This window comes from Plantibacter flavus (assembly GCF_900177615.1).
GTDB lineage: Bacteria > Actinomycetota > Actinomycetes > Actinomycetales > Microbacteriaceae > Plantibacter > Plantibacter flavus.
Window position 1 is genome coordinate 902,529 of sequence record NZ_FXAP01000001.1, and the last position, 22,508, is coordinate 925,036.

Annotated in this window: 22 protein-coding genes and 3 tRNA genes; 13 read left to right on the forward strand and 12 right to left on the reverse strand. The window is 68.7% G+C overall.

What is annotated here, in order from left to right; genetic code table 11:
- The first annotated feature begins 57 nt into the window (after positions 1-57).
- Complete coding sequence (locus B9Y95_RS04280; protein WP_085510731.1) at positions 58-906, forward strand: ATP-binding cassette domain-containing protein; 849 nt, start codon at positions 58-60, stop codon at positions 904-906.
- Positions 907-1,000: 94 nt separating this feature from the next.
- Positions 1,001-1,073 (forward strand) — tRNA-Asn (locus B9Y95_RS04285).
- Positions 1,074-1,272: 199 nt separating this feature from the next.
- On the opposite strand, the gene def is transcribed toward B9Y95_RS04285, so the two are convergent.
- Positions 1,273-1,839: a peptide deformylase gene (gene def / locus B9Y95_RS04290; RefSeq protein WP_064293647.1), complete on the reverse strand. Its 567-nt coding sequence runs from the start codon at positions 1,837-1,839 to the stop codon at positions 1,273-1,275.
- Between the two features lie 70 nt (positions 1,840-1,909).
- On the opposite strand from def, the gene B9Y95_RS04295 reads away from it, so the two are divergent.
- From B9Y95_RS04295 to B9Y95_RS04305, 3 genes are all read left to right on the forward strand, one after another.
- On the forward strand, positions 1,910-2,890 hold the full coding sequence (locus B9Y95_RS04295) for a DMT family transporter (protein WP_085510732.1): 981 nt from the start codon (positions 1,910-1,912) through the stop codon (positions 2,888-2,890).
- Positions 2,891-3,012: 122 nt separating this feature from the next.
- On the forward strand, positions 3,013-4,293 hold the full coding sequence (locus tag B9Y95_RS04300) for a glycosyltransferase (RefSeq protein ID WP_412458814.1): 1,281 nt from the start codon (positions 3,013-3,015) through the stop codon (positions 4,291-4,293).
- 40 nt (positions 4,294-4,333) lie between these two features.
- Positions 4,334-4,408: transfer RNA gene (locus tag B9Y95_RS04305), tRNA-Ile, on the forward strand.
- Positions 4,409-4,639: 231 nt separating this feature from the next.
- Here the strand turns inward: B9Y95_RS04305 and B9Y95_RS04310 are convergent.
- Complete coding sequence (locus B9Y95_RS04310; protein WP_085510734.1) at positions 4,640-5,542, reverse strand: ROK family protein; 903 nt, start codon at positions 5,540-5,542, stop codon at positions 4,640-4,642.
- Positions 5,543-5,758: 216 nt separating this feature from the next.
- Here B9Y95_RS04310 and B9Y95_RS04315 point away from each other — a divergent pair, with 216 nt between their 5' ends.
- On the forward strand, positions 5,759-6,262 hold the full coding sequence (locus B9Y95_RS04315; protein ID WP_064293650.1) for a DUF3145 domain-containing protein: 504 nt from the start codon (positions 5,759-5,761) through the stop codon (positions 6,260-6,262).
- Between the two features lie 199 nt (positions 6,263-6,461).
- Here B9Y95_RS04315 and B9Y95_RS04320 read toward each other — a convergent pair whose 3' ends face one another.
- From B9Y95_RS04320 to aceE, 6 genes are all read right to left on the reverse strand, one after another.
- A complete protein-coding gene (locus B9Y95_RS04320; RefSeq protein WP_071260783.1) occupies positions 6,462-7,700 on the reverse strand; it encodes a beta-ketoacyl-[acyl-carrier-protein] synthase family protein in 1,239 nt (412 codons plus the stop codon).
- A 139-nt stretch (positions 7,701-7,839) separates the two neighbouring features.
- Positions 7,840-8,088, reverse strand: a complete 249-nt coding sequence (locus B9Y95_RS04325) for an acyl carrier protein (RefSeq protein WP_056006457.1) — start codon at positions 8,086-8,088, stop codon at positions 7,840-7,842.
- A 59-nt stretch (positions 8,089-8,147) separates the two neighbouring features.
- A complete protein-coding gene (locus tag B9Y95_RS04330; RefSeq protein ID WP_079705772.1) occupies positions 8,148-9,152 on the reverse strand; it encodes a beta-ketoacyl-ACP synthase III in 1,005 nt (334 codons plus the stop codon).
- Positions 9,153-9,172: 20 nt separating this feature from the next.
- Complete coding sequence (locus B9Y95_RS04335) at positions 9,173-10,096, reverse strand: ACP S-malonyltransferase (protein ID WP_085510735.1); 924 nt, start codon at positions 10,094-10,096, stop codon at positions 9,173-9,175.
- Positions 10,097-10,208: 112 nt separating this feature from the next.
- A complete protein-coding gene (locus tag B9Y95_RS04340) occupies positions 10,209-11,453 on the reverse strand; it encodes a PucR family transcriptional regulator (protein ID WP_175484370.1) in 1,245 nt (414 codons plus the stop codon).
- A 16-nt stretch (positions 11,454-11,469) separates the two neighbouring features.
- The gene (gene aceE / locus B9Y95_RS04345) at positions 11,470-14,196 is read right to left on the reverse strand and encodes a pyruvate dehydrogenase (acetyl-transferring), homodimeric type (RefSeq protein WP_085510736.1); all 2,727 of its coding nucleotides are present in this window, start codon (positions 14,194-14,196) and stop codon (positions 11,470-11,472) included.
- A gap of 241 nt (positions 14,197-14,437) precedes the next feature.
- Here aceE and B9Y95_RS04350 point away from each other — a divergent pair, with 241 nt between their 5' ends.
- On the forward strand, positions 14,438-14,908 hold the full coding sequence (locus B9Y95_RS04350) for a peroxiredoxin (protein ID WP_064293656.1): 471 nt from the start codon (positions 14,438-14,440) through the stop codon (positions 14,906-14,908).
- Positions 14,909-14,946: 38 nt separating this feature from the next.
- Here B9Y95_RS04350 and B9Y95_RS04355 read toward each other — a convergent pair whose 3' ends face one another.
- Both B9Y95_RS04355 and B9Y95_RS04360 read right to left on the reverse strand, forming a co-directional pair.
- Positions 14,947-15,471, reverse strand: a complete 525-nt coding sequence (locus B9Y95_RS04355; protein ID WP_085510737.1) for a dihydrofolate reductase — start codon at positions 15,469-15,471, stop codon at positions 14,947-14,949.
- Positions 15,468-16,277, reverse strand: a complete 810-nt coding sequence (locus B9Y95_RS04360) for a thymidylate synthase (protein ID WP_079705778.1) — start codon at positions 16,275-16,277, stop codon at positions 15,468-15,470. Before B9Y95_RS04360 ends, B9Y95_RS04355 begins: the two co-directional genes overlap by 4 nt.
- Before the next feature lie 154 nt (positions 16,278-16,431).
- On the opposite strand from B9Y95_RS04360, the gene B9Y95_RS04365 reads away from it, so the two are divergent.
- The 4 genes from B9Y95_RS04365 (at position 16,432) to B9Y95_RS04380 (ending at position 18,663) form a co-directional block, all read left to right on the forward strand.
- Positions 16,432-16,504 (forward strand) — tRNA-Val (locus B9Y95_RS04365).
- Positions 16,505-17,147: 643 nt separating this feature from the next.
- Entirely contained in the window at positions 17,148-17,594 is a 447-nt protein-coding gene (locus tag B9Y95_RS04370) for an OsmC family protein (protein WP_085510738.1), read from the forward strand.
- Positions 17,594-17,965 carry a hypothetical protein gene (locus B9Y95_RS04375; RefSeq protein WP_085510739.1) on the forward strand — a complete coding sequence of 124 codons (372 nt, stop codon included), beginning with the start codon at positions 17,594-17,596 and terminating at the stop codon, positions 17,963-17,965. The genes B9Y95_RS04370 and B9Y95_RS04375 overlap by 1 nt, the downstream gene beginning before the upstream one ends.
- Positions 17,962-18,663, forward strand: a complete 702-nt coding sequence (locus B9Y95_RS04380; protein WP_085510740.1) for an ArsR/SmtB family transcription factor — start codon at positions 17,962-17,964, stop codon at positions 18,661-18,663. Before B9Y95_RS04375 ends, B9Y95_RS04380 begins: the two co-directional genes overlap by 4 nt.
- A 162-nt stretch (positions 18,664-18,825) precedes the next feature.
- Here the strand turns inward: B9Y95_RS04380 and B9Y95_RS04385 are convergent, their stop codons facing one another.
- Positions 18,826-19,140 (reverse strand): hypothetical protein, encoded by a 315-nt coding sequence (locus B9Y95_RS04385; protein WP_085510741.1) that lies wholly within the window; start codon positions 19,138-19,140, stop codon positions 18,826-18,828.
- A gap of 144 nt (positions 19,141-19,284) precedes the next feature.
- Between B9Y95_RS04385 and B9Y95_RS04390 the strand changes: the two genes are divergently transcribed.
- On the forward strand, positions 19,285-19,818 hold the full coding sequence (locus B9Y95_RS04390) for a cysteine hydrolase family protein (RefSeq protein ID WP_200811346.1): 534 nt from the start codon (positions 19,285-19,287) through the stop codon (positions 19,816-19,818).
- Positions 19,819-19,839: 21 nt separating this feature from the next.
- On the opposite strand, the gene B9Y95_RS04395 is transcribed toward B9Y95_RS04390, so the two are convergent.
- A complete protein-coding gene (locus B9Y95_RS04395; protein WP_085510742.1) occupies positions 19,840-21,579 on the reverse strand; it encodes a PHP domain-containing protein in 1,740 nt (579 codons plus the stop codon).
- 178 nt (positions 21,580-21,757) lie between these two features.
- Between B9Y95_RS04395 and B9Y95_RS04400 the strand changes: the two genes are divergently transcribed.
- Positions 21,758-22,489, forward strand: a complete 732-nt coding sequence (locus B9Y95_RS04400; RefSeq protein ID WP_085510743.1) for a hypothetical protein — start codon at positions 21,758-21,760, stop codon at positions 22,487-22,489.
- Positions 22,490-22,508: the final 19 nt, after the last annotated feature.

A 22,508-nucleotide genomic window follows, 5' to 3' on the forward strand; every position in this document is an offset into this window, starting at 1 on the left:
GCCGGATACACTCGATGGCGATCCGGTGGCTCCCCGTGCACCGGAAGGAGAGGTCTCATGAAGCACCCAGAGCAGGACGGACCGGCGGTCCGGGCGAGTGATCTGAGCGTCGACTACGCCGCGCACGGCGTGAGTCCGAGCAATCGAGCGCTGGACGGCATCAGCTTCGAGCTGCCCGTCGGCGGCTCGCTCGGGGTCATCGGCAGCTCGGGCTCGGGGAAGAGCACGCTCCTGCGGGTGCTGTCCGGTCGCCACCTGAGCGGAGCGGATTCACGTCCGTTCGTGTCCGGCGGCGACGCGAGCACGCTCGGTCGCTCCATGCGCAAGGTGGGCCGCAGGGAACTCACGAAGCTCACGTTCGAGGTGTCGCTGCTCGAGCAGGAGGCCGGTGCGCATCTGAAGCCCGAGCTCACCGTCACGGAGCTCATCTCGGAACCGGTCCTCGAGCGCGACAAGAAGTTCAGCGAGCGGGCGCTCGGCGTCCGGGTCGCCACGCTGCTGGACGCCGTGCAGATGCCGCTCTCCAGCCTCGACAAGTACCCCTATGAGCTGAGCGGCGGTCAGCGACAGCGCATCGCCATCGCACGCGCCCTCGTCCTCGGCCCGAAGGTGTTCATCGCCGACGAACCGATGGCCGGCATCGACATCACGGTCCGGCACACGGTGACCGAGTTGCTCGACGGGTTCCGACGCGACGGCGGCACGGTCATCGTCGTGACACACGACCTCGCGATGCTCCGCGAGGTGACCGACGACGTTCTGGCGCTCCACCAATCGCGGGTCGTGGGCTACGGCCCGATCGACGCGATGCTCGCCGATCCGCCGCACGAGTTCCTTGCGGCGCTCGCCCAGTCGGGCGGCACCGAGACCCAGTACGAGACGCCCGAGGCCGTCGGCATCGATTGATCGCGTGTCGATTTGGAGTCTGCGAATCCTTTGCTACAGTAGATACGCGCTGCAACGCAGAGGCCGGATTCGTCCGGCCGGTCGAAGCACGTATTCCTCGATAGCTCAATTGGCAGAGCAATCGACTGTTAATCGATAGGTTGTTGGTTCGAGTCCAACTCGAGGAGCTGCACAGAATCCCTCGGTCCATACGGACCGAGGGATTCGTCGTTTGATGCCGGTTTCACGAAACCGGCCGGGACGCCGTAGACTGGACCACGAGGCCCGAAGACTCCACTCTTCGGGCCTCGTTGCATGTCCGGACACCCTGCGTCGGTCGAGGTGATGCCGTGCCGATCGTGCTGGCGTCGTGTCCGTCGAGGTGGTTCAGCCCTCGAGGTCGTCGCGACCCGGCAGCCAGGAGATCCCGGGCACGCCCCAGCCAGCCTTGCGGATCGCCTTCGCCGCTCGGCGCGAGTGCGGCAGTTCGAGGCGGTCCACGTAGAGTACGCCGTTGAGGTGGTCGAACTCGTGCTGCAGGATGCGTGCGCGCCAGCCGACGACCCGCAGCTCGACGGGGTCTCCCTCGAGGTCGGTCCCGATGAGCATGGCTGCTTCCGCGCGACGGAGCGGGTGCCGCTCGCCGGGGACGGAGAGGCAGCCCTCCGACTCGGCCTCCTCGTCGAGCTCGCCCACCGGCGGGGGACTGATCCACAGCACCGGGTTGATCGCGACGCCACGCCACGGCTGGCCGTCGTCGTCCTCGTAGCTGTAGACGAAGAGGCGCAGCGGGACGCCGACCTGCGGGGCCGCGAGCCCGACCCCGGGAGCGAGATCCATGGTCTCGTACATGTCGGCGACGAGCCGCCGGAGGTCGTCGTCCACGGTGGTGACCGGCCGGGCGACGGAGTGGAGCACCGGGTCACCGGTCACGTGGATCTCGAGAATTGCCATTGCTCGAGCCTATCCGCTGGGCTCGGCCTGGCGCGCCGGGATCGGCGGGGCCGCGGGGTAGCCTCGACGGGTGATCCCTTCCGCCATCGACATCGCCGACCTCGCGGACGACTTCACGCGCAACCCCTCCCAGCTCCTCGGCATCCCGTTCGCGCTCCTCGGTGCCGTCTTCCTCTCGCTCGGAGCGCAGCTGCAGCACCGGGGTGTGGCGAAGGTCGAGTCGTCGAGCGGCACTGACGCAACCTCGGGGCTCAATGTCGTCCAGCTCCTGGCGCTGCTCAGTCGGCCGTCCTGGGTGACCGGAACGGTCATGCTCGGGCTCGCGATCGTGCTCCAGCTCGGCAGTCTGTCACTCGCACCGATCACCCTCGTCCAACCGTTGGGCGCGGTCGCGCTCGTCATCACGGCGGTGGTGAACAGCAGGATCAGCGGCGTCCGGTTGAACCGTCGATCGGTCATCGCGATCGTCGCCTGCGTCGGCGGCGTCGGCCTGTTCGTCACGATTGCGGCGGTCTTCACGGGCGAGCACCGGATCACCGAAGCCGAGCTCGTCACGATCCTGGTGATGCTCGGCATCGTGCTCATCGTGTTCGGACTCGGCTTCATGGTGTTCCGCTCCCGCTTCACGGCCATTTTCTACATCGTCGGGACCGGGGTGCTCTACGGCTTCGTCGCGACGCTCGCCAAGGTCATCATCGGACGGCTGCAGCAGGGCGAGTTCGACTGGCTCACGGTCCTCTGCGGGCTCGGCCTCATCGCCGCGAGTGCGCTCGGCGGCTACTTCGTGCAGACCGCCTACTCCTCTGGGCCTCCCGACCTGGTCATCGCAGGCCTCACCGTCATCGATCCGATGATCGCGGTCGGCATCGGCATCATCGTGCTGGGGGAGGCGAGCAACGCGCCGTTCTGGGCGGGCTTCGGCTTCGTCGTGGCCGGCGCGATCGCCGTGTGGGGTGTCTTCCAGCTCGCCCGCCATCACCCGCAGGTGAGCCAGACGCCGGCGGCCGCAGCAGCCGCGAAGGCCCTCGCGACCGGCGACGCGCCCGCCTGAGCCCTGGAGCCCGAACGGGCTGCAGGTATGCTTGAGCATGGCGTTCCGCGCCGTATCAGGGTCGTGAGCGACCGCCCGCACCCCTCACATCACTGGCCAAGCACAGAGGAATCACCGATACCTTGACTTCTCCCGACGACCAGCACCTCGCGAAGGCGTCCAGCACGACGCCGAGCGCCGACACCCACAAACCGCTGCGGGTGGTCATCGGTGCCGACACCTTCTCGCCCGACGTGAACGGCGCCGCACGCTTCGCCGAACGCCTCGCAGCCGGACTCGTCCGCCGAGGCCACGACGTCCACATCGTGGCGCCCGCGGGCTCGCGCAAGTTCGGCACCTGGAAGGAGACCCACGAGGGTCAGACGATGACGGCGCACCGCCTCTTCAGCCTCCGGTGGTACCCGCACGACTGGCTGCGCTTCGCGATGCCGTGGTCGATGCGACGGAACGCCCGGAAGATCCTCGACCGCGTGAAGCCCGACGTCGTGCACCTGCAGTCGCACATCGTGGTGGGTCGTGGCCTCTCGATCGAGGCCGAGCAGCGCGGCATCCGCATGGTGGCGACGAACCACATCATGCCCGACAACATCCTCGACTTCACCGTCATCCCCAAGCGCACCCAGGAGTGGCTCATCCGCACGCAGTGGGCAGCAGCACGGCGGGTGTTCGACCGGGCGTTCGCCGTAACCACGCCCACACGCAAGGCGGCCGACTTCCTCGAGCAGTTCAGTGGGTTGACCGGCGTGCACGCGATCTCCTGCGGCATCGAGGCAGGGCAGTACACGCCGTCGTTCGAACCGCGGAAGCGCAACACCATCCTCTTCGTGGGTCGCATCACGAGCGAGAAGCAGATCGACGTGCTCCTGCGCGCGCTCACGAAACTCCCGAAGGAACTCGACGCCCACGTCGACGTCATCGGTGGCGGCGACCAGGCGAAGAACCTCGAGCAGCTGACCCAGCAGCTCGGCATCGGCGACCGCGTCCGATTCCTCGGCAAGGTGTCCGACGATGAGGTGAAGCAGGCCTACACGAACGCCACCGTCTTCGCGATGCCGTCCATCGCCGAGCTGCAGAGCATCGCGACGATGGAGGCCATGGCCTCCGGTCTCCCGGTGGTCGCGGCCGACGCCATGGCGCTGCCTCACCTCGTACACGATCAGGTCAACGGGTACCTGTTCGAGCCGGGCAACGTCGACGCCCTGGCCGAGCGGCTCGCGACGGTACTCAGCGCCTCGCCCGAGGAGTACCGCCGGCTACAGGACGCCTCGTTGGAGCTCGTCTCCGCACACGACATCGAGCGCACGCTCGACACCTTCGAAGCGCTCTACCGCGGGGAGCAGGTCGTCGACCCGACGACCGAGCGTCACACGGCGACCGCAGACCGCCAGGAATCGCGCGACTGATTCCCGCCCGGCGGGCCACTCGGTACACTGGGTTCCGCACGGGGCGGTAGCCAAGCTGGTGAAGGCATTCGGCTCATAACCGAACGATGCGTGGGTTCAAGTCCCACCCGCCCTACCGAGATCCGGCCCATGAGCCTTGGTTCCGGTCCCTGAGCTTGTCGAAGGGCGCCCTTCGACAGGCTCAGGGACCGCGATGGGCGGCTCAGGGACCGGGATGGGCGGCTCAGGGACCGCGATGGGCGGCTCAGGGACCGGGATGGGCGGCTCAGGGACCGGGATGGGCGGCTCGGGGACTGGGTGGGGCTCGGGGACCGGGTGGGTCGGCTCAGGACCGGGATGGGCGCGTTCAGTCCGCGAGGACGAGGGCGGCGGCACCGATGAGAGGGCCGTCGGCGTCCAGTCCGGCCGGGACCACGCGCAGTTCCCGGGCGTAGGCGTGCAGTGCGGCGGAGGTCGCAGCCTCCTGGACGAGGTCGAGGTAGTCGGGGGAGACCCGCGAGAAGCCGCCTCCGATCGCGACGCGTTCCAGGTCGAGCAGAGTCGTGATGCTGCAGAGGGCTTCCCCGACCGCGGCGGCGGAACGCCGGACGGCGCGGACGGCGATCTCCGTTCCGGTCGCATAGTCGGCCCCGAGCTGTTCGCCCGTCGTGCCGGTCCATCCCTGCGCGCTGGCCCAGGCGACCGTCGCGGTTCCCGACGCGATGCCTTCCAACGTCCAGGGTGTGCCGACGGCATCCGGTTCGCGCCTGCGGAGCTGCATCTGTCCGAGGTGGCCGGCGTTGCCCGAGGTGCCGGGGACGAGTCGGGATCCGAGGATGATCCCGCCACCGATCCCGGTCGAGACGACGATGCCCATGCTGTTCTCGGTTCCGCGGAGCGCGCCCTGCCAGTGTTCTGCCAGGGCGATGCAGGTGCCGTCGAGTCGGAGTTCCACCGGACCGGACGTGAAGCGCCGGAGCTCCGCCACGACGGGGAAGTCGGCGAGTCGGGGGAGGTTGATCGGCGAGACGGTGCCGTCGGCCCTGCCGATGGGGCCCGCCGAACCGATCCCGACACCGGACACCGGCCCGCCATGGGCCGCGACGCTCCGTTCGGCGGTCTGGAGGATCGACGCCACGAGTTCCTCGCGGGTGGCCGCGGCGCCCGTCGGACCGCGGAACCGGGTGCCGGGCAGGATCCGTCCCTCGGCGTCGACGACGGCCGCTTCGACCTTCGTGCCGCCGATGTCGATCGCGAGGGCCTCGTGCATCACCGCTCCATCCTGGAGGGCCGTCAATCCGGGCCGGCTCCCGATCCAGCGTACTGGGAACGACACGGTTGTCATTCCTCCAGGTCATGGGGCATAATGCTCGTATCGGCGCGAGCCGAACAACTGCATACACGGAGGTCCGGTCAGCCGGACACCGACATGGATCACACTGCATGGGTCGTTGGGGAAGACGCACCCGGACGCAGTGGAGGAATCATGTCGACACCGATGACGAAGGGTGTGCTGTTCGTGCACTCGTCGCCTCGCGCGCTCTGCCCGCACCTCGAATGGGCGGCAGGTCGCGCTCTTGGTCGTGCCATCAGTTTCGACTGGGAAGACCAGCCGATCCTCCGCGGTGCGCAGCGTGCCGAGGTCTTCTGGGAAGGCCCGCACGGCACCGGAGCCGCACTCGCCTCAGCCCTGCGCGGCTGGGAGCACCTCCGCTACGAGGTGAGCGAAGACCCGGCCCAGGGTGTCGACGGTGCCCGGTGGATGCACACGCCCGACCTCGGGATCTTCTACGCACAGACCGACAGCATCGGCAACGTGGTCGTACCGGAGGATCGCATCCGGTACGCCATGGAGGTCGGTGCCGGGAACGCCGCCGAACTCCAGCGCGAACTCCGCGTCGCGCTCGGCCAGCCATGGGACGACGAACTCGAGCCGTTCCGTCACGCCGGCGACGGGTCCTCCGTCATCTGGCTGCACAACGTGGGCTGATCCGGCCCCGCCGGCGCGGCGGCACCGCGCACGCGAGACAACTTCACAGACGACAGGGTGCCCACGTGGCGTGGACCGTGCGAGGTCGGTGACACTCCCGGCAGACATGAGGTGACGAAACGGTGGCACCCTGGTCAGTAGACGACGACGGGTCGTGGTGCATGCACCACGACCCGTCGTCGTCTCCGTCGCGGACGGCTCAGTAGCTCCGGAACGCGACGACCGCGTTGTGGCCGCCGAACCCGAACGAGTTGCTGATGGCGAGCAGGTCGCCGGACCCGAGCTCACGCGGCGTCGTGACGACGTCGAGCGGGATCTCCGGGTCCTGATTGTCGAGGTTGATGGTCGGCGGGATGACCCGGTGGTGCAGGGCGAGCGCCGTGTAGGCCGCTTCGATGGCACCCGCGCCACCGAGGAGGTGGCCTGTCGACGCCTTCGTGGCCGTCACGGCGATGTCGTCGAGGTGGGCACCGAAGACCCGACGCAGCGCGTTGTACTCGGCGATGTCGCCGACGGGGGTGCTCGTGGCGTGTGCGTTGACGTGCACGACGTCGTCGAGCGACGCTCCACCGTTCTCGACGGCCGCACGCATGGCGCGGGCCGCAGCCGAACCCTCGGGGTCGGGAGCGGTGATGTGGTACGCGTCGCTCGTCACCGCACCACCGAGGAGCTCGGCGTAGATGCGGGCGCCACGGGCCTTGGCGTGCTCCTCGGTCTCGACGATGAGCGCTGCGGCGCCCTCACCGAGGACGAATCCGTCGCGGTCGACGTCGTAGGGACGCGAGGCGATGGCGGGGTCGTCGTTGCGCTTGGACAACGCCTGCATCGCTGCGAAGGATGCGAGCGGAAGCGGGTGGATGGCGGCTTCGGAGCCACCGGCCACGACGATGTCGGCGAGGCCGGCCTGGAGGTGGTCGTAGGCGTTGGCAAGCGACTCGGTGCTGGAAGCGCAGGCGGAGACGACGGTGCGCTCTCCGCCTCGGGCACCGAGGTCCATGCCGATCGCCGCTGCCGGGCCGTTCGGCATGAGCATCGGGACGGTCATGGGGAGGACGCGGCGGGGGCCCTTCTCGCGCAGGGTGTCCCAGGCGTCGAGGAGCGTCCACACGCCGCCGATACCGGTGGCCCAGTCGACGAGGAGTCGCTCCGGGTCGACCTCGGGGGCGCCGGCGTCCTGCCAGGCCTCGCGCGCGGCGATCAGAGCGAACTGGCTCGACGGGTCGAGGCGCTTGACCTCACGACGATCGAGGATGTCGGCGGTGGGGACGGCGGCCTGCGCGGCGAAGCGTACGGGCAGCTCGAGCTCCTCGGCCCATGGCTGCTCGAGACGGCTCGCACCGCTCTTGCCGGCGAGGAGGTTGTCCCAGGAGTCGGTGGCGTTCCCGCCGAGGGGAGTGGTGGCACCGATGCCGGTGATGACGATGCGTTTGGTGGTCATTCAGTCAAACCTTCTGTGGAGACGACGAGGGGGTCCGAGCGCTGCGGCGGTCGAGCCCGTGTCCGGACGGACGAGCCGCCTCGAACGCTGAAGGGCCGGTCGGCCAACTGCCGGCCGACCCTTCAGCACTGCGCTGGGACTAGCCCTGAGCCTTGACGATGAAGTCGACGGCGTCGCCGACGGTCTTCAGGTTCTTGACTTCTTCGTCCGGGATCTTCACGTCGAACTTCTCCTCCGCGTTGACGACGATGGTCATCATGGAGATCGAGTCGATGTCGAGGTCGTCGGTGAACGACTTGTCCAGCTCGACGGTGTCGGTCGCGATGCCGGTCTCGTCGTTGATCAGCTCGGCCAGGCCGGCGAGGACTTCTTCGGTGGACAGTGCCATTGTTCTACTCCTTGGGTGAGGTTTGACCGTAGTCGAGTGTAGTCGCGTCGGGCGTCCTGCTACGGCAGGACGACGACCTGAGCGCCGAAGACCAGTCCGGCACCGAATCCGATCTGCAGGGCGAGGCCGCCGCTGAGCTCGGGGTGCCCCTGGAGGAGCCGGTGGGTGGCGAGCGGGATGGACGCCGCCGAGGTGTTGCCGGTGGTCTCGATGTCGCGCGCGATGACGACGGTCTCCGGCAGCTTGAGCTGCTTGGCGAACTCGTCGACGATGCGCATGTTGGCCTGGTGGGGGATGAAAGCAGCGAGGTCGGAGGCTTCGACGCCCGCTTCCTCCAGGGCCTGCTTGGCGACCTTGGCCATCTCCCAGACCGCCCACCGGAAGACCGTCTGGCCCTCCTGACGCAGGGTCGGCCAGGCGGCGGTGCCGTCGCGGAACTCGGTGAGCGTGCCGCTCATGCCGACGGCGTCGGCCTTCGAGCCGTCGGACCCCCACACGGTGGGGGAGATGCCGGGGAAGTCGCTCGGACCGACGACGGCCGCGCCTGCACCGTCGCCGAGGAGGAACGAGATCGACCGGTCGGTCGGGTCGACGATGTCGGACAGTTTCTCGGCGCCGATGACGAGCGCGTAGTGGGCCGCGCCCGATCGGATGAGGGCATCGGCCTGGGCGATCGCGTAGGCGTATCCGGCACATGCGGCGTTGAGGTCGTAGGCGGCAGCGGGGTTCGCTCCGACGCGGTCGGCCACGACGGCCGCCATCGACGGGGACTGCTGGACGTTGCTGATCGTCGCGATGAGGACGAGGTCGACCTGCTCGGGCGAGATGCCCGCGGCCGCGATGGCCTCGGCACCCGCTTCGGCTGCGAGGTCGACGGCACTGACGTCGGCCGACGCCCGCGTGCGGGTGACGATGCCGGTGCGCTGTTGGATCCACTCGTCGGACGAGTTGATCGGACCGACGAGGTCGTCGTTCGGGACGCTGAGGTCTCCGCGAGCTGCGCCGAGGCCGAGGATGCGGGTGAACTCGGGACCGCGCGACTGCTTGAGGGTGGGGGTGGTCATTGACTGGTTCTCCGTCTGCGCTACTGCTGGGCGATGAGGTCGAGGGCTGCCGGCAGGTCGTCGGGGGTCTTGATGGCGACCGTCGGCACGCCCTTCAGGCCGCGACGTGCGAGTCCGGTGAGCGCCCCGGCGGGGGCGAGCTCGATGAGTCCGGTGATCCCTGCGGCGCTGAACGCGTCCATGCACAGGTCCCAGCGTACCGGGGAGGCGACCTGACCGATGAGGAGGTCGAAGAACGCCGTACCCGAGGTGACCTCGGTGCCGTCGTGGTTCGTCCAGATGCGGAGGGTCGGGTCCTGGGGCTCGACCGTGCGGCTCGCCCCGGCCAGCCAGTCGCGGGCCGACTGCATGTAGCTCGTGTGGAAGGCGCCTGCGACCTGCAGCGGGATCACCCGCGTGCCCTTGAGCGGCTCGTCGGCGAGGCGGGCGAGGGCGTCGTGCGCACCGGCGACGACGATCTGGCCGCCACCGTTGTAGTTTGCGGGCTCCAGCCCGAAGGAGCGGACGTGCGCGACGACGGCGTCCTGGTCGCCACCGAGGACGGCACTCATGCCCGTCGGGGTGGTGGCGGCGGCTTCGGCCATTGCTACAGCGCGTTCGCTCACGAAGCTCATCGCGTCGCTGTCCGAGAGGATGCCGGCGCCGTAGGCCGCGGTGATCTCGCCGACGGAGTGTCCGGCGATGCCGCCGAACGGCGCGGCGTCGGCGGGGAGGGCCTTCCGCAGGGCGTCCAAGGCGACGATGCCGGCCGCGACGATGAGCGGCTGGGCCACCGCGGTGTCGCGGATGGTGTCGGCGTCGGAGACGGTGCCGTGCTTGACGAGGTCGAGTCCGGCTTCGTCGGAGAAGCGCGCGAGCGCGTCCTTCGCGGAGGCGTCCTGCAACCAGGGGTCGAGGAAGCCGGGGGTTTGGGAGCCCTGTCCAGGGCAGGCGATGACGATCACCGCTCTAGTCTGCCAACCGGAGGACGCCCAGCAGTGGAGCAACACCACGAACCTTTGGAAAATGTGTTGTGTGGAGTCCACAAAACCGACCGGTCGAGCGGCCCAGCGAGCGTCAGGAGGTCAGCCGACGTCGGGACGGCTCAGGCTCAGCGATGGCGCCGAGGATGAGGGCCGCCTGCAGGATGAGCGACTCGCGAGCCCCGGTCGCGTCCCAGCCGATGACCTCGGAGACCCGCTTGAGGCGGTACCGGACCGTGTTGGGGTGCACGAAGAGCTCACGCGCCGTCGCTTCGAGCGAGCGGCCGTTGTCGAGGTAGCACCAGAGCGTCGTCACGAGCTCGCCGGAGTAGTCCTTGAGCGGGCGGTAGACCCGCTCGATGAGCGTGGTCTTCGCGAGGTTGTCGCCGGCGAGGGCGCGCTCCGGAAGGAGGTCGTCCGCGGCGACCGGACGTGGCGCGTGTCGCCAGGACTTCGCCACGGCGAAGCCGGCAAGGGCTGCCTTCGCGCTGCGCGACGCCTCGATGAGGGAGGGCACGGCGTGACCGAGCACCAGGTGCCCCGGCCCGAAACCGTGCTCGAGCTTGGCGGCGATGTCGAGGAAGGTCAGTTGTGAGCTGGTGCGGGCGTCTGCGGCGGCCTGTTCGGCCTCGTCGACGGGCTCGCCGTCTCCGGGCTCGGTGCTGGGCAGCTCAGCGCGCCCCAGGACGAGCACGAGCCGGTTGCCCTGGACGCCGATGAGCACGTCGGCGTCGAGGTGTCGGGCGGTCCGGCGGAGCATGTCGACATCGAGCACCCGTGGGGTCGTCCCGACCAGGACGCAGGCCTCGCCGTGACCGTGCCACCCGAGGGCGGCGATCCGGCTGGGCAGCTCGTCGTCGGCTTCGCCACTGAGGATCGAGTCGACGACGAGGGCCTCGAGGCGGGCGTCCCAGAGTCCGCGGGCTTCGGCCGCACGGGCGTACACGTCGGCCGAGGCGAATGCGATGTCGCGTGAGTAGAGGAGGATCGCCTCGCGGAGGTCGACGCTGCCGGACGCGACGCGTTCCTCGACGACCTCGACGGTGACCTTGATGAGTTGCAGCGTCTGCTGCAGGCTGACGGAACGGAGCAGCTCGCGAGGAGCCGCCCCGAACACGTCGGCGGCGATCCACGGCGTCGACCGGGGATCGTCGAACCACGAGATGAACGAACTGATGCCCGCCTGGGCCACCAGGCCGACCGCTGAGCGGCGGCCTGGTGGCATCTCGGCGTACCAGGGAAGGGTGTCCTCGAGGCGTTTGAGCGTCGCGGTCGCGAGCTCACCCGAGATCCGGCGGAGCCAGTCGAGTGTCTCGGCCTTCGTCTTCGTCTTCGTCACCGTGGTAGCGATGGAATCAGCTCTCGCCACCCGCGTTACCGGTGTTGCCGGCGTTCACGTCGTGGAGGCGGTAGCGGTCGATCGCCTGCTGCGGGAGGCTCGCATCGACCTCACCCCGAGCAGCGAGCTGCTGGAGGGTGCGGACGACGAGCGACGGGCCGTCGATCTTGAAGAAGCGACGGGCGGCGGCGCGCGTGTCGGAGAAGCCGAAGTCGTCGGCCCCCAGCGTCGCGAAGTCGCCCGGCACGAACTGACGGATCTGGTCCGGCACGGCGTGCATGTGGTCGGTCACGGCGACGAACGGACCTGCGGCACCGCTCAGCTTCTCCGTGACGTAGGGCACACGACGCTCCTCCTGCGGGTGCAGGAAGTTGTGCTGGTCGGCGGCGAGCCCGTCGCGACGGAGCTCGGTCCAGCTCGTGACGCTCCAGACGTCTGCGGAGACACCCCAGTCGTCGGCGAGCAGCTGCTGCGCCTCGATCGCCCACGGGACCGCGACACCGGAGGCCATGAGCTGAGCCTTCGGACCCTGCTTGTCGCTCGTGCTGATGCGGTGGATACCGCGCACGATGCCGTCGACGTCCACGCCCTCGGGCTCGACCGGCATGACCATCGGCTCGTTGTACACCGTGAGGTAGTACATGACGTTCGGGTCCTCGTGCTCACCGCCGTACATGCGCTGGATACCGCTGCGCACGATGTGCGCGATCTCGTAGCCGTAGGCCGGGTCGTAGCTGACGACCGCGGGGTTCGACGACGAGAGCAGCAGCGAGTGGCCGTCCGCGTGCTGGAGGCCCTCACCCGTGAGCGTCGTGCGACCGGCGGTCGCGCCGATCATGAAGCCACGGGTCATCTGGTCGCCGGCCGCCCAGATGGCGTCGGCGGTGCGCTGGAAGCCGAACATCGAGTAGAAGACGTAGACCGGGATGAGCGGCTCGCCCTGCACCGAGTACGAGGTTCCGATCGCGGAGAAGGCCGCGACGGCGCCCGCCTCGTTGATGCCCACGTGCACGATCTGACCCTGCGGGCTCTCCTTGTAGGCGAGCAGCAGTTCGCGGTCCACCGAGGTGTAGTGCTGACCGTTCGGGTTGTAGATCTTCGCGCTCGGGAAGAACGCGTCCATACCGAAGGTACGTGCCTCGTCGGGGATGATCGGGACGATCCGGTTGCCGAAGTCCTTGGCGCGGAGGAGGTCCTTCAGCAGTCGGACGAACGCCATGGTGGTGGCGATCTCCTGCGTTCCGGAGCCCTTCTTCGCTGCCGCGTACGCGGAGTCGTCGGGCAGGTTCAGCTGCGTGTACTTGCTGCGACGCTCGGGGACGTAGCCGCCGAGTGCGCGGCGACGCTCGTGCAGGTACTGGATCGCCTCGTCGTCCTCGCCCGGGTGGTAGTACGGCGGGAGGTAGGGGTTCTCTTCGAGCTGCGAGTCGGTGATCGGGATGCGCATCGTGTCCCTGAAGGTCTTCAGGTTGTCGAGCGTCATCTTCTTCATCTGGTGGGTCGCGTTGCGGCCCTCGAAGCTCGGGCCGAGGCCGTAGCCCTTGATGGTGTGCGCGAGGATGACCGTCGGCTGGCCCTTGTGCTCACTGGCCGCCTTGAACGCCGCGTAGACCTTGCGGTAGTCGTGGCCGCCGCGCTTGAGGTTCCAGACCTCGTCGTCGGTGTAGCCCTCGACGAGCTTCAGGGCGCGCTCGTCGCGGCCGAAGAAGTTCTCGCGGACGTAGGCGCCGTCCTCCGTCTTGTACGTCTGGAAGTCGCCGTCGGGCGTGACGTTCATGAGGTTGAGGAGCGCGCCGTCGGTGTCGCGGTTGAGGAGGTCGTCCCACTCGCGGCCCCAGATGACCTTGATGACGTTCCATCCGGCGCCGCGGAAGAAGCTCTCGAGCTCCTGGATGATCTTGCCGTTGCCGCGGACGGGGCCGTCGAGGCGCTGCAGGTTGCAGTTGATCACGAAGTTGAGGTTGTCGAGGCCCTCGTTCGCGGCGACCTGGAGCTGACCGCGGCTCTCGACCTCGTCCATCTCGCCGTCGCCGAGGAACGCCCAGACCTGCTGGTCGCTGGCGTCCTTGATGCCACGGTTGGTGACGTACTTGGCGAGGTGCGCCTGGTAGATCGCGTTGATCGGGCCGAGACCCATGGAGACCGTCGGGAACTGCCAGAAGTCCGGCATGAGGCGCGGGTGCGGGTACGAGGAGAGCCCGTGCGGCGCGTGCGACTTCTCCTGACGGAAGCCGTCGAGCTGGTCGGTGCTGAGGCGGCCCTCGAGGAAGGCGCGGGCATAGGTGCCGGGGGAGGCGTGGCCCTGGATGTAGATCTGGTCGCCACCGCCCGGGGCGTCCTGGCCGCGGAAGAAGTGGTTGAAGCCGACCTCGTAGAGCGCGGCCGACGACGCGTAGGTGGAGATGTGTCCGCCGACACCGATGCCGGGGCGCTGCGCGCGGTGCACGGTCATGGCCGCGTTCCAGCGGATCCAGGCGCGGTAGCGGCGCTCGATGTCTTCGTCGCCCGGGAAGTCGGGCTCGTTCTCCGAGGCGATGGTGTTGATGTAGTCGGTGGTCGGCACCATCGGCACGCCGAGGTGCAGCTCCTTCGAGCGCTTCAGGAGGCTCAGCATGATGTCGCGGCCGCGACCGCGGCCACGTTCGTCGACGAGGGCGTCGAGGGACTCATTCCACTCGGACGTCTCCTCAGGATCGGCGTCTACGTGGTTGGACGAGTATGGATCCTGGTCGTGAACAGTCACCGTCGACCTTTCTCTCGTGGCAGATCGTGCCTGGGTTGTGATGGTGAACTCCATGCGTCCTGATGGGTATGGACGCGGGCGCCACCTTTCACCCTATCCGGTCACCCCAGGGAACGGTGACCGAGCGGCGCACCCTTCCCGGTTTGTGCTGCTGCGGTGCGGGGTTAGGATGTGTGACCGGATCGGACCCGTCCACCGCTCGGGCGATCCGGAGCAGGCGAACCCGCCTGAAAGGACCCTCATGGCACTCGAGAACGACACCCTGGCACCCGACTTCGAACTGGCGAACCAGTTCGGTGAACTCGTCAGGTTGAGTCAGTTCCGCGGCAGTTCGGCTGTCGCCCTCGTCTTCTTCCCGCTGGCGTTCTCCGGTACCTGCACGGGGGAGCTGTGCGAGTTGCGCGACAACCTCAGCCTGTTCACGGACGACCAGGTCACGCTCGTCGGCATCTCCGTCGACTCCAAGCACACGCTGCGCGCGTGGGCGGAGCAGGAGCAGTACGGCTTCCAGCTGCTCGCCGACTTCTGGCCGCACGGCCAGGTCGCCAAGGAGTACGGCGTGTTCCTGCAGGAGAAGGGGTTCGCGAACCGTGCGACCTTCCTCATCGACCAGCAGGGCATCATCCGTGAGAGCTTCATCACGGCACCGGGCGAGGCTCGCTCGCTCGCGGCCTATCGCGCCGCGCTCGAAGAGCTGCGTCAGCCGGCCTGAGCCGCGGCTCGCGCTGGTCGATCCGGTCGCCGAGCGTCTCAGCCGGTGATCGTTACCTCGGGTGCGCGCTCGTAGCGGATGAACCGGTACGGGACTCCCGTTCGTGACTCCGACCAGCCGTGCGCCGGATCGATCGTGACCGGCACCCACTCCTCGCCGATGGTCGGTGCGAAGGTGTCGCCCGCGACGTCGAGGTCGAGTTCGGTCACCTCGAGCCGGTCCGCGATCGCGAGCGCCTCGGTGAAGAGACCCGCGCCGCCGGTGACCCAGGCCTGGCCGTTGCCGGCGAGCTGTGCCGCTTCGAACGCGTCTTCCAGGGAATGCGCGACGATCGCGCCGCCGGCGGACCACGCGTGGTCGCGGGTGACGACGATGTTCGGGCGTCCTGGGAGCGGACGGAACCGTGGGGGGAGCGAATCCCAGGTACGGCGTCCCATGATCACCGCGTCAGACCCGGTGAGCGCCTTGAAGTGCGCGAGGTCTTCGGGGACGTGCCAGGGCATGTCGCCGTCGGCGCCGATGACGCCGTCGTGGGCCTGGGCCCAGATGAGCGCCAGGCTCATACGGCGACGGCCGCGCGGATGGCGGGGTGGTGCTGGTAGTCGACGATCTCGAGGTCGTCGTACTCCACGTCGAAGATGCTGTCGCGCTTCGTGTTGATACGCAGCTTCGGGTAAGGGAACGGGGCACGCGTGAGCTGCTCCGTCACCTGCTCGACGTGGTTGTCGTAGATGTGGCAGTCGCCGCCCGTCCACACGAAGTCGCCGACCTCGAGGCCGACCTGCTCGGCGACGAGGTGGGTGAGAAGCGCGTAGCTGGCGATGTTGAAGGGGACGCCGAGGAAGAGGTCTGCGCTGCGCTGGTAGAGCTGGCAGGAGAGCTTGCCGTCGGCGACGTAGAACTGGAAGAAGGCGTGGCACGGGGCGAGCGCCATGTTGGGGATGTCGGCGACGTTCCAGGCGGAGACGATGATGCGGCGCGAGTTCGGATCGGTGCGCAGCTGGTCGATGACCTGCGAGATCTGGTCGATGTGCGAGCCGTCGGGGGTCGGCCAGGACCGCCACTGCACGCCGTACACGGGACCGAGTTCGCCCTGGTCGTCGGCCCATTCGTCCCAGATGGAGACGCCGTGCTCCTGGAGCCAGCGGACGTTGCCGTCGCCGCGGAGGAACCAGAGGAGTTCGTAGGCGATGGACTTCCAGTGCACCCGCTTGGTGGTGATGAGCGGGAAGCCCTGGGAGAGGTCGAAGCGAAGCTGGCGGCCGAACACACTGCGCGTGCCGGTTCCGGTGCGGTCGCCTTTGGTGGCGCCGTGCTCGAGCGTGTCGCGCAGGAGGTCTTCGTACGGGGTGGGGATCGTCGTATCCATCCCCTCGATCGTACGGCCAGCGACCGTCGCCGCGCCCGACCGATCGTCCGGTGTCGTGACGGATGCGCGCGGTCCCGGGTTGTGGAGTGTTCCGGCTCCGACGGGGACTGCAGCTAGACTCGACGAGTCGCATCGGATGGTTCCATCCGATCGCGGGCCTTTAGCTCAGCTGGTAGAGCGCCACGTTTACACCGTGGATGTCGTCGGTTCGATCCCGGCAGGGCCCACCGGAGGAAGTTCATTGCACGACACTCTGTGTTGGAGAGTTCGACGCCCGGAGGCCTTGGGGCGCGAACGGCAGCACCGCCGATGTCGATGAGCGCGTCGATGCGAGCTACGGCCGCAGCGTTGGAGCGGACACCGATCGTGTGGGTGGAGTCGATTCAGCCGCGCCCGCGTGGGATCGCGCCGCATAGTCTCCGCCCTGCACCGTGCCGATTGCACCTTGTGGGCCTGGCGCGACAGATCTACCATGCACGGGACCGGCGCAGTTGTGGGCCAGCACGGGATTCGGGTTCCGCGCATGACACGCTGCTCTGGTCTCGGGGCGGCGGGTTCGGGCACGTCGCTCCGACGTCGGTAGAGGCGTGTGCAGGAGCGGAGACGTGTGCCCCGCTGTCTCTCCGGACCCTAATCATCCGAGGCAGGCTCTCGTCGGGGTGATGACCTGCCCGGAGCATAGCGCCGCAGAGCACGCCGTGTCCGATCAGATGTGAGTGAATGCGTCGTGACCTGCTGTGCGGAGGAAACACAGCAGCCAGGAAACAACGCAGAACGCGACCGCCACACCGAGTTCTCCCGCGAACCACCGAACGCCGTAGCGGTGTTGTTTCGGCACTTGCCGAAGCATTCGCGTCTTAGCGTGGTGGCATGACGACGCACAACTACACCTCGACCGTGACGTGGAGTGGGCGGACCGACGCCTACGAGACCTACAGCCGGCGCCATGAGGTGCGGTTGGGGGATTCGTCGATCGACCTGAGCGCAGCGGCCGAGTTCCGAGGCGACAGTGCGCTGCCGAACCCTGAGCAATTGTTGGTGGCGGCGGCGAGTTCGTGTCAGCTGCTGTCGTTCCTCGCGGTCGCCGCCCACGCGGGCGTTGAGATCATCGACTACCGGGACGCGGCGACCGGGATCATGCCGGACGACGCGAGGCCGATGCGGCTCACCGAGATCGTGCTTCGACCGACGATCGTGGCCCTGGGCACGACGACGGCCGTGGTGGAGCGACTCCTGGAGAAAGCCCACCGGCAGTGCTACATCGCGAACAGCCTCACCGCCGTCGTCACCCTCGAACCCGAGATCACGGTGCGGTGATGTTCGACATCGAGATCCCGGCCCCGGACGGTGCTTCCTCTCTCGCGGCGATCGGACGCGCACTGGGTGCGGCCGGCATCGGTTTGGAGGGCGGGGGCCTGTGGTCGGGAGTGGCGCACTATCTCGTAGCTGAGGGGGCTCGCGCTGGGGAGGTATTGCGTGAGATCGCGCTCGGGCCTGTGCTCGTGCGGGAAGTGCTCGTGGTCGATCTCGACGTTGATGCGCCGGGCGCGCTCGGCCGGATGATGGCGCGGCTCGCCGGGGCCGGTGTGGTCTTGCACGGCCAGTACAGCGACCATGACAACCGCAAGGTGCTGCTCGTGGACGATGTCGTCGTTGCCCGCCGAGCGCTCGAAACGGCCGGGTCGTGACCGGCGACGCGGACATCTCGGTGCCGGCGCGAGCACTCGGTGATCCCGCTCGCGGACGGATCGTGACAGTTCTGCTCGGTGGCCGTGCCATCCCCGCCGGGGAGCTCGCCCGGGCTGCCGGCGTCTCAGCCTCCACCGCCAGCGAGCATCTCCGGGTACTTCTCGACGCAGGCATCGTCACGGTCGATCGGGTGGGCAGGAACCGCTTCTTCCGTCTGACGAACGACGAGGTCGCCTGGGCGGTGGAGGCGCTCCAGGCCATCGCCCCTCGCACGGTCGTGCAGTCCTTCCGACAGCACCGAGTCTCGGCCGATCTCCGGGAGGCGCGGACCTGCTACGACCATCTCGCCGGGGATCTCGGCCTGCGCGTCACGGACCTGCTCGTCCACGCAAGCATCCTCTCGAGCATCCGCACCGCGGCGACGGGAAACGCCCCGTCACCGTTCCCGGCCGGCCCCGTTGTGGAGTCGCTCCGTCTGCATCCTGGTTCTGGTCCACGGCCGTGGTCACGAGGATGCCTGGACTGGACCGGGCGCCGCGCTCACGTCGCCGGCCAGGTTGGAGCCCAAATCCTGGAGGCGATGGAAACACAGCAGTGGATCACCCGCCGCCCCGACTCGCGAGCGGTTCGCCTCACCGAGCGTGGGGTGCTAGACCTCAGCCGCCTCGAGAAGACGGTCCGCGGGCGCGAGGCGTAGCCAAGCTGTGCTGATGACCCCCACGTGCGAGCGGTCATCGACGACACGACCGTCGTTGAATGCGCGTCAACCTGACGTGAAGTCGCCCGCCACAGGCGAGGAACTGCGGGTCGACCCGCAGCCGTCGTGCCGATGCTCAGCGCCCGGCGGGCGCCGTGCGCGCTAGTCCGGTTGTTCGGTTGCGCGCTGTGTTCTGGGCGCTTGGTGGAGTGATCGAACGGCGTGCACGACGGCGCCGCCGAGCAGCCAGAACACGGCGATGGTCAGTCCTGCCACGATCGATGTGAGACCGCCGGCCGCGCCGCTGTAGCTCGAGAACGTTGCAGCGGTGACCAGCAGACCGATCGCCCCCAGAATGGCGGCCGTCAATCCCATCGTTCGCAAGTATGGATTGGAGTAGCGCTCTCGCGGCGTGTTGGTGTTGTACTTGGCCTCGATTTCTTCACGGCTGATGGGAACGTTCGGCTGGTCGGTCATGCCGGCGAGCCTAGGGGCCGCATTCGGTGCTTTGTCCGGAAATGGGGGCCTTCTGGCGCGATGGACATGGCATCGCCAGCGGGCTCGCTGCACAGTGGAAGCATGAACGATCCAGTGACCGCCCGGGAGAGGACCGCACTCCTCGTGATCGACGTCCAGCAGGCATTCGACGATCCACAGTGGGGGCAACGCAACAACCACGATGCCGAATCGAACGTCGGGATGTTGCTGAGCGACTGGCGCCTGGCCGGTCGACCGGTGTTCCACGTCAGACATCAGAGCGCCAGCGAGGGCCAACTGTTCTCGCTGGGTGGGCCCGGTTACGAGGTCAAGCCGGAGGCTCGCGAAATCGCGGGGGAGCCGATCGTGGTCAAGACCGTCAACAGCGCGTTCATCGGCACTGATCTGGAGGTGCAGCTGCGCCGCGCCGGCATCTCCTCGTTGGTCATCTGCGGCCTGACGACCGATCACTGTGTGTCCACCACAACCCGCATGGCGGCCAACCTCGGTTTCCACGTCACCATCGTCAGTGATGCGACGGCGACGTTCGAGCGACTCGGTCCCGATGGGCGGCGGTGGTCTGCGACCGAGCTGCACGACGCCGCCCTGGCCAGCTTGCACGAGGAATTCGCGGTGATTCAGACGACGAACGAGGTCGTCCGCGCGGCTGGCTCGTGAGCTGACAGGACGTCGCTGGGCTCAGCGCACGCTGATGAAGATCGGATTCGTGTACAGCCAGGTGTCGGCCCACGGGTCGGCTGGGGAGACCGGGTACGGCTGGGGTGCCCGCGGGTCGACCTCGGCGCCGAGCGGACCGACCCCGTGCACCTGGCCATCGCTGCCGCGAAGGCGGACGTAGCCGTCCTCAGTGGCCGGCTCGAGCGGCACCACGACACGGAACGGGGAGTCGCTGCGGTCGGTGACGTCGAGCATCTCGACGACTCGGGTGCCGGGTGCGCGCTGTTCGTCACGGTCGGCGACGGGCCCGGTGACGCGCCCTCGGATCAGGTCGAGGTGCGCGAGTCTCGGCGTCGTGCCCCGCGAGGTGGGCGTCGTCGTGGGCGTGACGTCGACCACGAGCTCGAGGGCGGTGCCGCTTGCGACGGTGAGTGTCCCGCCCAAGGTGACGCCGGTCTCCGGCTGGTCGGTGGCACGGAGCACGACGGAGAGTCCGGCGACGAGGTGCCCGTGGTCGACCCAGACACGGCCGGCGCGGATCGCGTCGAGCAGGGAGGCGGACGACCGGTCGACGGCCCCGACGTGCGTCCGACTGAACTCGCCCGGCCAGAAGTCGGCGCCGTTCTGGGGCGCGTCCGTGGCGATGGGGTCGGGCCGACGGCCGGCGCGGTTGAAGTTCGCGAGCGTCGCCCCGGACTCCCAGCCCGGGCCGGTCGGAAAGTCTCCCACGCGTGTCGCGTCGGACTCCTTGAGGTGCAGATCGCTGTTCGTGGTGATCCACCAGCGCCGTCCCTCGCTCAGGAGCGAGTCCCACACGCCGCCGACGACGGCCGTCGTCCAGTCGAAGCCGCCGTGCGTCAGATAGGCCTCCGCGGGGTAGCCGGGGAACGAGAATTCGCTGGGGGTGTTCTCGTACTCGCCGCGCCGTGAACGTTCGGTCGCGTTCGCGGCGATCGCCCCGGCCTGGGCGCCGGGAGCGCCCTCCATGCCGACGAACACGTCGGGGTCGGCGTCCTGCCAGGCACGGAGTTCCCCGGGCGAGTCGATGCCGAGGCGGCTCGGGTGGTTCGCCAGGACGATCACGTCGTCGATGACGCCTGCACGCTTCTGGGCGCCGAGCCAGGCGATCCCGTCGGTCGCGTGCACGAGCCACTCGGCGGCGTCTTCGGTGCCGGGGCGAGGTTTCTCCCATCCGTTGAGCTTGCCGTCGTGGTCGAGCTCGAAGCGGCGCAGCACGAGGGTCGTCTGGGGCCCGGGGGCGACCAGCACGGTCGCATGCTCGGCTCCCGGGATGTACCACTCGAGCCCCTGCAGCACGAGCATGTCGGGTCGAGCCGCCCGCGCGGTGTCGATCTCGCGGGCCGCGTTGAACACCCCGCCGACGTTGGCGTGCCCCTTGTTGCTGTGCTCGGTGAAGGCGATCGCGTCGACGGCGAAGCGCTGCGCCTGGTCGAGGATCGTCGTCATCGGGTACTTGGCGTCGTGCGAGTAGACCGAGTGCACGTGGTGGTCGAACACCAGCCAGGAGAGCGCTTCCGGGTCGACGACTGCCGACTCGGACGGCATCGGCGCGGCCTGGGCAGAGGCCGCGCTCCCGAGCCCCTGGGTGGTCGCTCCCACTGCGACCGTTGCCGCGACGGAAGCTCCCAGGAAGGACCGGCGTGAGAGGCCGGACGGGGCCGATGCGCCCCGGCTCAACTCAGGCGCGGAGGACGCGCCGGTGACGGGCGCGGGCTGCTCGGGGCGGGGATCGAAGGGCATGGCATCACTTTCATCGGACGGACGCGCCGATCGTAGGCAGCGGAGGTGAACCTCGGGCCAACGGCCGGTGCGATGGATGACGCCCGGCGTTCACGACCCATTCATCTGCGTGGGCGAGAGTCCTGGCGTCGCCGGGTATCCCCGTCCCGGAGGCCCACCGCACCCACCAAAGGTCCCGATGTCTTCCACTGTCCCCGTCATCCACCGTTCTCCGTTCCGTACCGCAGGCCGCGCCCTGCTCGTCACGGCAGCTCTCAGCGCCAGCGCGGTCCTCTGCATCGCCGGCGCCGGTGCTGCCGTCGCCGCATCGGCGCCGGCACCACTCACGCTGCGCGACACTGCCGGAGCCGCGGTCACGTCAGGTGACGCGCGCGCCGTCCCGTCGTTCGGCTCCGCGGTGCTCGCCGCGGGCTGCCCAGCCGATGCGGACGACGCCGCCCGACTCTCCGTGACAGCGGGAGGGAGCACCGTCGTCACCTCTCCGACCGTCGCGGTGGCCGCCGGGCAGCCGGTCGAGGTGCCGATGGCCATCTCGTTCCAGGAGGTCGTGGACGGCGGCGTCGAACAGGGCGACGCGACCCTCGCGCTCGAGTGCCTCGTCCTCGAGTCGGGCATCCCGTCGTCGGTGGTCACGGCGGCGACCCTGCCCGTCACGTTCGCCGCGGGAACCTGGTCGGTGCCCGGCGCTCAGGTCGAGCCCGTCCCTCCGACGGTCACGCCGACCGCCGCCCCACCCTCGGACGGTCCGGGAGCAGGGGCGATCGCGTCGCCGCGACCATCGACCACCGCACGACCCTCCGCTGACGGGGACCTGGCGCTGACGGGCTGGCAGCTCGGCGGAGCCGGTGTCGTCGCCGCCGGCCTGCTCGCGGGCGGCGCGGTCCTGTTGTTGCGGAGGCGTCTCCAGTAGTCGAGCCGCATACGGGCTC